General features: G+C 67.5%; 11 protein-coding genes. 8 read left to right on the forward strand and 3 right to left on the reverse strand.

What is annotated here, in order from left to right; all coding sequences use genetic code 11:
- Window positions 1–44: 44 nt before the first annotated feature.
- The 3 genes from J2X70_RS04395 to J2X70_RS04405 are packed head-to-tail and all read right to left on the reverse strand — an operon-like array spanning window position 45 to window position 3,286.
- The gene (locus tag J2X70_RS04395; RefSeq protein ID WP_080277671.1) at window positions 45–632 is read right to left on the reverse strand and encodes a cysteine dioxygenase family protein; all 588 of its coding nucleotides are present in this window, start codon (window positions 630–632) and stop codon (window positions 45–47) included.
- Window positions 633–683: 51 nt separating this feature from the next.
- Window positions 684–2,306, reverse strand: a complete 1,623-nt coding sequence (locus J2X70_RS04400) for a carboxylesterase family protein (RefSeq protein WP_309909139.1) — start codon at window positions 2,304–2,306, stop codon at window positions 684–686.
- A complete protein-coding gene (locus tag J2X70_RS04405) occupies window positions 2,303–3,286 on the reverse strand; it encodes an alpha/beta hydrolase (protein WP_309909141.1) in 984 nt (327 codons plus the stop codon). The genes J2X70_RS04400 and J2X70_RS04405 overlap by 4 nt, the downstream gene beginning before the upstream one ends.
- A 175-nt stretch (window positions 3,287–3,461) precedes the next feature.
- Here J2X70_RS04405 and J2X70_RS04410 point away from each other — a divergent pair, with 175 nt between their 5' ends.
- From J2X70_RS04410 to kduD, 8 genes are all read left to right on the forward strand, one after another.
- On the forward strand, window positions 3,462–4,271 hold the full coding sequence (locus tag J2X70_RS04410; protein ID WP_162887713.1) for a 2-keto-4-pentenoate hydratase: 810 nt from the start codon (window positions 3,462–3,464) through the stop codon (window positions 4,269–4,271).
- 39 nt (window positions 4,272–4,310) lie between these two features.
- Complete coding sequence (locus tag J2X70_RS04415) at window positions 4,311–5,315, forward strand: TRAP transporter substrate-binding protein (protein WP_208082055.1); 1,005 nt, start codon at window positions 4,311–4,313, stop codon at window positions 5,313–5,315.
- Between the two features lie 10 nt (window positions 5,316–5,325).
- Window positions 5,326–5,865, forward strand: a complete 540-nt coding sequence (locus J2X70_RS04420) for a TRAP transporter small permease (RefSeq protein ID WP_309909146.1) — start codon at window positions 5,326–5,328, stop codon at window positions 5,863–5,865.
- Between the two features lie 3 nt (window positions 5,866–5,868).
- Entirely contained in the window at window positions 5,869–7,152 is a 1,284-nt protein-coding gene (locus J2X70_RS04425; protein ID WP_025875489.1) for a TRAP transporter large permease, read from the forward strand.
- A 17-nt stretch (window positions 7,153–7,169) separates the two neighbouring features.
- A complete protein-coding gene (locus J2X70_RS04430; RefSeq protein ID WP_032978574.1) occupies window positions 7,170–8,759 on the forward strand; it encodes a family 43 glycosylhydrolase in 1,590 nt (529 codons plus the stop codon).
- 38 nt (window positions 8,760–8,797) lie between these two features.
- Window positions 8,798–9,856, forward strand: a complete 1,059-nt coding sequence (locus tag J2X70_RS04435) for a LacI family DNA-binding transcriptional regulator (protein ID WP_025875485.1) — start codon at window positions 8,798–8,800, stop codon at window positions 9,854–9,856.
- 242 nt (window positions 9,857–10,098) lie between these two features.
- Window positions 10,099–10,947 carry a 5-dehydro-4-deoxy-D-glucuronate isomerase gene (gene kduI / locus J2X70_RS04440; RefSeq protein WP_309909149.1) on the forward strand — a complete coding sequence of 283 codons (849 nt, stop codon included), beginning with the start codon at window positions 10,099–10,101 and terminating at the stop codon, window positions 10,945–10,947.
- 82 nt (window positions 10,948–11,029) lie between these two features.
- A complete protein-coding gene (gene kduD, locus J2X70_RS04445; RefSeq protein ID WP_033832661.1) occupies window positions 11,030–11,785 on the forward strand; it encodes a 2-dehydro-3-deoxy-D-gluconate 5-dehydrogenase KduD in 756 nt (251 codons plus the stop codon).
- Window positions 11,786–11,870 lie beyond the last annotated feature (85 nt).

Genomic DNA, 11,870 nt, shown 5'->3' on the forward strand with positions numbered 1-11,870 from the left:
CAAGCCCTGATAGATAGCGCCGGGCCACGCCCGGCGGAACGCAATCAGGACGCCTCGGTCTCCATCACCTTCACCCGGCGCTGGTACCAGCCGTCATCCAGCGGATCGAACACCGCGCTGCGCTCCATCACGCCCTGGTAGACATGCACGGACACTGCCACGTCCTCGTCGCTGGCGTTGCGCAGCGTGTGGTACTCGTGCGGCGGAATCAGGCTGCCGGCGCTGCCACGGTGCCCGTACAGCGTGTCCTGCGCAGCGAAGCGGTGACGCTCGCCACGCTGTTCCAGCAGCGCGTACGGGGTCACGATCAGCTCGCCCTGCCAGACGCCCTCCACGCACCACATCGCATCGTGGTCGTGCAGTGGCGTGCCCTGCCCCGGCCCCCAGCACATCGCGATCACGCTGTAGCCCAGCGTGGCGCTTCGGTACAGTTCACGGCGCGCGTAATGACCATCCACGGGGCGACGTACGCAGGGCGGCAACTCGATCAGCGGATCGACGATGGCTTCACGCAGCACCCGCTGCAGCGCACCGGTGATCGCCTGCGGATCGACCAGGCAGACGGCGGCATCAATCCCTGCAATCAAGCGCTCGCGGCCGGTGAACGGCGGTGGCGTGAACATCGCTTCCATGAACCGACTCTAGCCGAGGCGGGTTAACAGAATGTTTGCACCGCGGTGTCATCACTGCGTGCCGCGCTGCACGAACGGCACTTTTGCATAGAGCGCACGCTCGCCGGCACGTGGATCGTCAACCACGTGGCTGTGCCGATCGAACACCATCGTCTGCCGTTGTGGCACGCCATAGGGAGCCCATTGCGACATTCCCGCGTGATTGGGATCGCCGGTACGCGCAAAGGCGATCAGCGCATCGCTCATCGTCGCTGCCAGTGCTCGGGCGTCTTCACCACCGCCGGTACGCGCGCCCGGCAGGCCGGCGTTGTCGAACACCAGCGGAATATCCAGCGTATGGAAGGCACGCAGGCGTCCGTCTTCCACCGGTGATGGCCAATCGAGCTGGTAGGCCCAGGTGGGTGCGGCCCCGGTTGTCTGCCGAGCGCGTGCTTCCAGTTCCTCCACCGCACCACGCCACGAGCGGCCGGCGGTGGTGGCCGCGAAGAACACCTCTGAGGGCGTGTAGTGCGGATACAGGCGTCGATATTCTGCGATCACTACCGAGGGCAGCAGATCGACGAACTGCTGCTTCTCCAGCTGCGCCGGCAGATCCTCCCAGGTCAGCGTGAAGTTGGCCGGGTCGTTGCCAAGGAACGCGCGCGTCTCATCGCGGGTGTTGCCGATCACCATCGGAATCGACGCGGACTGCGCCGGTGCCTGTGGCCAGAACGGGTGCACCGGCAGCACCACCTCATCCAGTACCGGGCCGAAGTACAGCGCGCTGCTTTCCACCCGCGAGGGATCGCGTGCGCGGGTGGCGGCCAGCAGCTCGGTCGCCGGCAGTCGCAGCAACGCCTGCAGGTCGCGCGCGGCCACGGTTTCCATCGCAATCGAAGTCCGTTGCGCCGCCGCACGTGGACCGGCGGCGGTCACCTGCTGCCCGCTCATCGTCCACGCGCGCTGGAACAGGCCTTTCGCTGCGGGCATCGCCATCAGCGTGGCGATCTTGGCGCCGCCACCGGATTGCCCGAACACGGTGATGTTGCCGGCGTCGCCGCCGAACACCGCCGCGTGCTCGCGCACCCACTGCAGCGCCTGCACCAGGTCGAGCTGGCCGACGTTGCCGGAGGCCGCATAGCGCGGATCGCCGAGCGCGCCCAGGTACAGGTAGCCGAAGGTGTTCAGGCGATGATTGACGGTGACCACCACCACGTCGCCGCGTCTGCACAATGCGCTGCCGTCGTACAGCGGATCGCTGCCAGAGCCGTTGTTGAAGCCACCGCCATGGATGTAGACCAGGATCGGCCGCTTGCCGCCGTCGCCCAGTGCCGGCGTCCAGACGTTGAGGAACAGGCAATCTTCGCTGCCCGGCCCGTCCGCTCCGCTCTGTGGCGCAGATGCGGCGTATTCCAGGGCGTCGGCGATACCACGCCAGCCCGTCTCGCGCCGTGGCGGCTGGAAACGGTAGGCGGAGGTGTCAGCGCCATAACGCAGACCACGGAACACGTGCACGCCGTGCTCGCGCTGGCCACGCACGCGGCCGGCACGCAGGCGTGCCACCACCTGTGTGTCATCACGTGGCCCAGGCACCGCGGAGGCAGGAAGCGCTGCGAGGGTGGCCGTGGCCAGCGCCCAGCGTGCACTGTCGCGCAGGAAACGGCGGCGCTGCAGGTTGGCATCCCCCTGGTTCAATGTGCCGCCTCCGTCGCCTGCAGCCAGCGTTGTGCCAGCAGCGGCCACACGGCCAGCGTTGAATCAGGCGGCATGCGCATGCCGAAGCCATGGCCGCCATGGGCGAACAGGTGCAGCTCGTGTTCGACACCCGCCTTGGCCAGTGCCTGCGCCATCACCTCGCTGTTGTGCACGTTGACCACCCGATCATCGTTGGCATGGATCAGCAGCGTCGGCGGCATGTCCGCGCGTACGTGCTGCTGCATCGAATACTGCGCGGCGAACGCCACATCGGGCTGCTCGCCCAGCAGGCGTCCGCGTGAGCCGCTGTGTGCATGCGCGCCCATGTCGATCACCGGATACACCAGCACCGCGCGTGCGGGACGCGCGCTGAGGCGATCGATGGCATCGCGTGGCGGGTAGACCGGCGCATCGAAACCGGTGGCCAGCCGTGCGGCCACATGGCCGCCGGCCGAGAAGCCCATCACCGACACACTGTCGGCATCCAGCCTGCGCCGTGCGGCCTGGTCGCGCACCACGCGCAGTGCGCGCTGCGCGTCGGCCAGCGCCGCCTGGCGGTCGCGGCCGGCCTGCGGCAGGCGGTAGCGCAGCACGAACAGGGTGTAGCCGGCACGGTCCACCCACTCCGGCACCAGCGCGCTGTCCTCCTTGTCGATCACCACGCGCTGGTAGCCGCCACCGGGAATCACCAGCAGCGCGCGGCCGTTGGCACGGGCCGGCGTGTGCACCAGCAGGTAGGGCGCATCGACCTGGTCGATGAAGCGATCGGGGTGGGCTGGATCATCGCTGCGCTCGACCACGCGCGCCGGCCGCGCCGTGCCCGTTTCACCGGGGACCTGCCCCGCCTGCCACAGCGGCAGCTGCTCGCCGGCAAGCTCCCGGCCCAGGTGTTCGCCTGCGCGCAACGGCACATCGGCCGCGGATGCGGGGACGGTCAGCAGCAGGCCTGACAGCAACAACAGCACACGGGAAAAACGCATGGTGGAAAGGGCTCCAACGGGGAGACAACAGAGTGGCCGAGGTCACCGGAAAGCGCTCGTGATGCGCTGCGGCTTGCACGATGACACCGGTTTACCATATACACCTCCTGCAGACGCTGTCGATGGGCAGTGCAACAACGCCAGAGGGAGACCGTTCTTGAGCAACGAACACGGCATACATGGGCAGACGCCGGCGCCGGACGATGCGGCCGCGATCGCCCACGCTTTCACCACCGCGCGCCGCGGCGGCCAGGCCCTGCCCGGCTTCCCGGGCCTTGTCCCGCCTGACCTGGTGGCTGCCTACCAGGTGCAGGATCTGGCCATTGCCAGCTGGGATGACCAGGTGGTGGGCTGGAAGGTCGGCTACATCGCCGCCGAGCGCCGCGATGCGTCCGGGGACGACCGCCTGCTGGGCCCGGTTTTCTCGCGTCAGCTGAAAAATGCTACCGGTGGAACAGTGGACATTCCGGTGTTCGTCGGCGGCTTCGGCGCGGTCGAGGCGGAGTACGTGCTGGAGCTGTTGGAGGACGCTCCCGCCGCACAGTTGCACTGGACGCCCGAGCAGGCTGAAGCGCTGCCGGCGCGCCTGTACATCGGCGTGGAAGTGGCCAGCAGCCCGCTGGCGACGATCAACGAGCTCGGCCCGCGCGTGGTGGTGTCCGACTTCGGCAACAACAACGGCCTGGTGCTGGGGCCGGAGATTGCCGATTGGACCGCCCGCGACGAAACCGACCTGCGCGCCGAAACCCTGATCGAGGGCGAGGTGGTCGGCACCGGTGGTGCCACCCGGCTGCCCGGCGGCCTGCGCGCGGCGTATGCGTTCGCGTTGTCCCGTTCGGCGCTGCGCGGCCGGCCGTTGCGACGGGGCGACCTGATCGCCACCGGCAATGCCACCGGCATCCATGACATCACCGTGGGGCAGACGGCGCTGGTGCGGTTTGCCGGCTTCGGCGAAATTGCCTGCAGGGCCGTGCCGGCCGGGTAACCGCCGCACGATCCGGTGAACACGCGCGGGAGGGCGCAGATGATCACACGACGACATTTCCTGGCCGGCGGCGCTGCTGCGCTGGCCACCCCGATGCTCGCGGCCTGTGGCCGCGGGCCCACCGATGCCATCGACGGCGGCCAGCTGCTGACGGCCACCGACGTGCACGTGGCCGACTATCCCACCGTGACCGCGGTGAAGTGGATCGGCGAAACCCTGCAGCGCGAAAGCAACGGTCGCCTGCGCCTGCGGCAATACCATTCGGGCCAGCTCGGTCGCGAATCGGAAGCGATCGACATGGCCCGTTTCGGTGCCATCGACATCACCCGCGTGTATGCCGGTGCGTTGAACAACGCTTTCCCGCTCACCCAGGCGCTGTGCCTGCCGTACGTGTTCGAGTCGGTGGCGCACCAGCGCGCCGCACTGGATGGCGGCATTGCCGATGCGGTGCTGCGTGGTTTCGAGAGCCGCGACCTGGTCGGCCTGGCCATCTATGATTCCGGCGCACGCTGCTTCTACAACACCAAGCATCCGATCGTGCAGCCCGGTGATCTGCACGGGCTGAAACTGCGTGTGGCGTCCTCGGACATCTTCATCCAGCTGATGCGCCTGCTCGGCGCCAACCCGACGCCGATGTCGCTGGGCGATACGTTCTCCGGCATGGAGACGCACATGATCGACGGCGCCGAGAACAACATGCGCAGCTTCCACTCCAGCCGCCACTTCGAGGCCGCGCACTACTGGTCGCAGAGCGATCACTCGTATGCGCCGGACGTGCTGTTGATGTCGCGCGCCAGTTTCGAGCGCCTGCAGCCGGCCGACCGCCAGCTGCTGCTGGAGACCGCGCGCGCCTCGGTGAAGGTGATGCGCGAGCAATGGGATGCGTCCGAAGATGCCGCGCGCCGCGCGGTGCTGGCCTCGGGCGTGAAAGCCAACGAGGTGGACCTGCCCGCCTTCCGCGCCGCCGCCCAGCCGCTGCTGCAGCAGTACCTGCAGCAACCCGAGCTGGCTGCGCTGGTCGCCCGCATCCGTGCCGCCGCCTGAGGACACTGCCATGACCGAGACGACGATTTCCACCGGACCCGGACCCGGACCCGGCCAACGCCTGCTGGACCGCATCGCCGACATCGCCATCCATGTCGCCGTGGCCGCGCTGCTGGGGCTGGTGGTGGTGCAGGGCTGGCAGGTGTTCGCCCGCTACGTGATCAACGATTCGCCCAGCTGGACCGAGCCGGTGACCCTGCTGCTGCTGGCCACCGCCATGAGCCTGGGCGCGGCCTGCGGCGTGCACACCAATCGCCACTTCGGCTTCTTCCTGCTGCACGCCTACATGGGCCCCGGCCTGCGCCGGGTGGTGGATGTGTTCACCCAGCTGGTGGTGGCCGTGCTGGGCGGTTTCATCGCGTTCTGGTCGGCCGACCTGCTGCTCGATGGAATGGACATCAAGACCGCAGGCGCCAACCTGCCGCAGAGCATCAACTACCTGCCGCTGGCCGTGGGCGGTGCGCTGATGCTGTTGTTCGCGCTGAACCGTGCGTGGAAAGCGCTGCATGCCACGGCAGCCGATGCCGACGACGCTGAAGGAGATCGTTGATCCATGGGCATCACCATCCTGTTCTCTGTTTTTGCCGCGCTGCTGCTGTTGGGCGTGCCGGTGGCCTACGCGCTGGCCGCCGCTGCGCTGGCCACCCTGCTCTACCTGGACATTCCCAGCATCGTGCTGGTCCAGCAGATCTCCGCAGGTACCGGTTCGGCCTCGTTGATTGCCATTCCACTGTTCATCTTCGCTGGCGAGATCATGATGCGCGGCGGCATCTCCGAACGCCTGATCGCCCTGGCGTCATCGCTGGTCGGGCGCATGCGCGGCGGCCTGGGCCAGGTCTCGATCCTGTCCTCGCTGTTCTTCGGCGGTGTATCCGGCTCGGCCATCGCCGATGTGTCGGCGGTGGGCGGCACGATGATTCCGCAGATGGTCAAGCGTGGCTACGACCGCGATTTCGCGGTCAACGTCAGCATCACCGCTGCGCTGGTGGCGCTGCTGGTGCCGCCGTCGCACAACCTGATCCTGTTCTCGGCCGCCGCCGGTGGTGGCCTGTCGATCGCTGATCTGTTCGCTGCCGGCATCGTGCCGGCGCTGCTGATGACCCTGGCGTTGATGATCACCGGCTACGTGGTCGCGCGTCGCCGTGGTTATGGCGTGGAAGTGTTCCCGGGCTGGCGCGCGGTGCTGCTGCGCATCGTCTCCGCCCTGCCCGGCCTGGGCCTGGTGGCGCTGATCTTCGTGGGTATCCGCGCCGGCATCTTCACTGCGGTGGAAAGCGCGGCCATCGCCGTGGTCTACGCCCTGCTGGTCACCACCGTGCTGTACCGGCAGCTGCGCTGGCGTGAGTTCTTCGACACCGTCATCCATGCCGCGCGCAGCACCGGCGTGATCCTGTTCGTGATCGCCACCGCGGCGGTGTTCGGCTGGTTGCTGGCCTACCTGCAGGTGCCTGCGGCGGCGGTGGACTTCCTGCAGTCGTTCGCGCACAGCCAGTTCATGGTGCTGCTGATGATCGTGGTGATGCTGCTGCTGCTGGGCACCTTCATGGACCTGGCACCGATGATCCTGATCTGCACGCCGATCTTCCTGCCGGTGGCCAAGGCCTATGGCATCGATCCGATCCACTTCGGCCTGGTGCTGGTGCTGACCGGTGGCCTCGGCCTGGTCACGCCGCCGGTGGGCTCGGTGCTGTTCATCGGTACCGCCATCGGCAAGATCAGCGTCGGCCAGAGCATGCGCACGATCTGGCCGTTCTGGTTTGCCGCGCTGGGCGTGCTGCTGATCGTCACCTTCTTCCCGTCGCTGTCGCTGTGGCTGCCCGCCGCGCTGCGCGCCTGATGAGCGGAGGCAATCACATGACACCGACGCTGCACCGCGCTGCTGCAACCGCCCTGCTCGGCCTGCTGCTGGCCGCGCTGCCTGCCCTGGCTGCAGATCCCGCGCCCGCGCAGTGGAAGCGCGGCATCGAGCACCAGCGCCAGGGTGACCTTGGCAACGGTACCTTCCTCAACCCGGTGCTGGCCGGTGACAGGCCCGATCCCTCGGTGCTGAAGGACGGCGAGGATTACTACCTCACCCTGTCTTCGTTCGACGCCTACCCCGGCCTGCCGATCTGGCACTCGCGCGACCTGGTCAACTGGCAGCCGCTCGGCCATGCGATCACGCAGAACGTAGGTGCGATCTGGGCGCCGGACATCGTCAAGCACCAGGGCCGCTACTTCATCTACTTCCCGGCGCGCACCGGTGAGCGCCGCAGCAACTTCGTGGTCTGGGCCGATGACATCAAGGGCCCGTGGAGTGCGCCGATCGACATCGGCCTGGGCGGCTACATCGACCCCGGCCACGCGGTTGGCGAGGACGGCAAGCGCTACCTGTTCCTCAGCGGCGGCGACTACGTGCAGCTGGCCGATGACGGCCTGAGCGTGGTGGGTACGCCCAAGCATGTGTACGACGGCTGGCGCTACCCGGAAAGCTGGGACGTGGAGGCCTACGCGCAGGAAGGCCCGAAGATCCACTTCCGCGATGGCTGGTACTACATGACCACTGCGGTGGGCGGCACCGCCGGCCCGCCGACCGGGCACATGGTGATCACCGCGCGCTCGCGCTCGATCCACGGCCCGTGGGTGAACGCGCCGAACAACCCGATCATGCGCACCCGGTCGGCCGCTGAACCATGGTGGTCGCGTGGCCACGCCACGGTGATCGAAGGCACCGACGGCCGCTGGTGGATGATGTACCACGGCTACGAGAACGGCTTCTGGACGCTGGGCCGGCAGGCGCTGCTGGAACCCATCGAATGGACCGCCGATGGCTGGTTCGTGGCCAAGGGCGGCGATCTCGGGCAGCCGCTGCGCAAGCCATCGGGCAGCGCGCTGGCACCGCACGGCATGGCCCTGTCGGATGCTTTCACCGGCCGTACGCTGGGCCCGCAGTGGGCGTTCTTCAACCCGGCGCTGGATGAATACCGGCGCCTGCGCTTCAGCGGTGATGGCCTGGTACTGCAGGGCAAGGGCAGCACGCCGCGCGACGCCTCGCCGCTGACGACCATTGCCGGGGATCCGGCCTACCAGTTCGAGGTGCAGATGGAGATCGCCCCCGGCGCGGTGGGCGGTGCCCTGCTGTTCTACAGCGACCGCCTGTATGTGGGCGTGGGCAGCAACGGCGAGCAGTTCGTCATGCACCGCTACGGCGAGGAGCGCCCCACCCGGCTGGCGGCCAGCGCCAAGGGCGGCCGGCTCTGGCTGCGGGTGACCAACAACCGCCACATCGTCACCATCCATTCCAGTGCCGATGGCCAGACCTGGCAGAAGTATCCGGTTCAGATGGAAGTGTCCGGTTACCATCACAATGTGGCCGGCAAGTTCCTGGCACTGAAACCGGCCCTGTATGCGGCCGGCAACGGTGCGGTAACCTTCCGCAGCTTCCGCTATCGCGCGCTGGACTGAGCGCGCGCTGGAATCCCCAGGCTTATCGGGTTCACTACATGTCAGTGCGCAACAAGAACGATGCCGCTACGCCGGCATTGGCAAAGGGCAAGGCAGCCACGATCAACGACATCGCGCGACTGTCGGGTGTATCCAAGAAAACGGTTTCAAGGATCATCAACAACTCGCCGCTGGTGCGCAAGGACACGCGCGACAAGGTGGAAGCGTTGATGCGCGAAGTCGGCTACACCCCCGACCCGCTGGCCCGTGGCCTGGCCTTCCGCCGCTCGTTCCTGATCGGCATGGTCTACGACAACCCCACCGCGCAGTACATCGTGGACATGCAGTACGGCGCGCTGGATGCGCTGCGTGGCTCCAGCTTCGAACTGGTGGTGCACCCCTGCGACAGCCGCAGCCCGGGCTACATCGACGGCGTGCGCCGCTTCGCCCAGCAGCAGAAGCTGCATGGGGTGATCCTGGTGCCGCGTGCGTCCGAAGACCAGGCGCTGGCGGACATGCTGGACGAGATCGGCTGCCGCTTCACCCGCGTGGCTGCGCTGCCGCTGGATGAAACCTCGCAGATGGTGGTCACCCACGACCGCGATGGCGCCGCCGAAGCGGCCGACTACCTGCTTTCGCTGGGCCACCGTGACATCGCCCTGGTGACCGGCCCGAGTGCATACCGCTCGGCGCACGAACGCACCGCCGGCTTCATCGAGGCGCTGTCGCAGCGTGGCATCGAGCTGCCGAAGGATCGCATCATCGAGGCCGGCTACACCTTCGAATCGGGTGTGGCCGCCGCCGAGAAACTGCTGCTGGGCAAGCGCCGGCCGACGGCGATCTTCACCGGCAACGATGAAATGGCCGCCGGTATCTACAAGGTCGCGCTGCGTGCGGGCATCAACATTCCGCGCCAGCTGTCGATCGTCGGTTACGACGACAGCCCGCTGGCCTCGCGCCTGTGGCCGTCGCTGACCTCGGTGCGCCGGCATACCCGCGACACCGGCCGCACCGCTGCGGCCATGCTGATCCAGCCCGAAGGCCAGCCTGCGCTGCAGATCGCCAGCGTGCGCCCGCACCTGATCGTGCGCGATTCCTGCCAACCGCCCGAGGATTGATCCCGCAGGGATCAATCCTGTAGGTCACGACCGTTGGTCGTGACACCTTCACGGATCAGTCCGGTAGGTCACGACCGTTGGTCGTGACACTCCACCCGCCCTCCCCCCAACGATCGCACCTGCCGATGCCGTCCAACCACCATCGTGCAGCGCAAAATGACACCGGTTTCCTGTCTGGCTAGAATCGACCGTGAACCGTGCCGGGGCCGAACCATCGGCCCGCCCCCTGCTCTGGAGAAGCCATGTACTGCAAGACCCATTACGCCACCCATCCCGACGCCATCAAGGGCGCCAGCAACGATCAGCTGCGCGAGCTGTACCTGCTCGATGGCCTGTTCAACGCCGATGCGGTGACCCTGAAGTACACCCACTACGAGCGCTTCGTGCTGGGCGGTGCGGCGCCGATCAACGGCCCGCTGTCGCTGCCGGCGCAGACCGAACCGGCGTCGGCCGCTGGCCATCCGTTCCTGGAGCGTCGCGAGCTGGGCATCATCAACGTCGGCAGCGGCACCGGTACGGTCACCGTCGATGGCACCGTGTACACGCTGGGGCCGAAGGATGGCCTGTACGTGGCGATGGGCAGCAAGGACGTCGTCTTCGCTTCGCAGGACGCCGCCAACCCGGCGCAGTTCTACCTGGCCTCGACCCCGGCGCATGCGCGCTTTGAAACCAGGCAGCTGTCGATCAAGGACGCGGTGGCACTGGATCGCGGCGCGCTGGAAACCAGCAACGAGCGCACCATCTACCAGTACATCGTGCCGGCCACCTGCCAGTCCTCGCAGCTGCTGCTGGGCCTGACCGTGCTCAAGCCGGGCAGCGTCTGGAACACCATGCCGCCGCACCTGCACGACCGCCGCAGCGAGGTCTATTTCTACTTCGACCTGGGCGACAGCGACCGCGTCTACCACTTCATGGGCGAGCCGGACGCACAGCGCCACGTCGTCATCCAGAACAACGAAGCGGTGGTGTCGCCGCCGTGGTCGATCCACATGGGCGCCGGCACCAGCAACTACGCCTTCATCTGGGCGATGGGTGGCGAGAACCTGGATTACACCGACATGCAGGTGCTGGACATCTGCCAGCTCAAGTAAGCGCCGGGCGGCCACCGCGCACGCTGTGCCGGTGGCCACCTGCCCCGCATCACGCACGCCTCTACCAAGGAACGCATACGCAATGACCAATCCCTTCAGCCTGGAAGGAAAAGTCGCTCTGGTAACCGGTGGCAATACCGGCCTGGGCCAGGGCATCGCAGTGGCGCTGGCTGCCGCAGGCGCCGATGTCGCCGTGGCCGGCATCGCCCCGCCCACCGAAACCATCGAGAAGATCACCGCGCTGGGCCGCCGCTGCCTGGCGGTGGAAGCCAACCTGATCAGCATCGAGCCGGTCGAGCGCGTGGTGCGCGAAACGCTCGAAGGCCTGGGCGGGCTGGACATCCTGGTCAACAACGCCGGCCTGATCCGCCGCGCCGACGCAGTGGACTTCAGCGAGCAGGACTGGGACGACGTGATGAACGTCAACATCAAGTCGGCTTTCTTCATCTCGCAGGCTGCCGGCCGCCACTTCATCGCCCAGGGCAGCGGCAAGATCATCAACATCGCCTCGATGCTGTCGTTCCAGGGCGGCATCCGCGTACCGTCGTACACCGCCAGCAAGAGCGGCATCGCCGGCATCACCCGCCTGCTGGCCAACGAGTGGGCGGGCAAGGGCGTGAACATCAACGCGATCGCACCGGGCTACATGGCCACCGACAACACCGCCGCGCTGCGCGCCGACCAGGACCGCAACAAGGCGATCCTCGAGCGCATTCCGGCCGGCCGTTGGGGTACGCCGGAAGATCTGGCCGGCGCGGCGGTGTTCCTGGCCTCGTCGGCGTCGGATTACATCAACGGCGCGGTGCTGCCGGTCGATGGTGGCTGGCTGGCGCGGTAATGCTTGGTTTTCGGAAGTGCCGGCCACTGGCCGGCATTTCCACCGACGCTCAACGCATCCATGAAGTTGCCGGCCAGCGGCCGGC

The sequence above is a fragment of the Stenotrophomonas sp. 1337 genome (assembly GCF_031455455.1).
Classification (GTDB): domain Bacteria; phylum Pseudomonadota; class Gammaproteobacteria; order Xanthomonadales; family Xanthomonadaceae; genus Stenotrophomonas; species Stenotrophomonas indicatrix.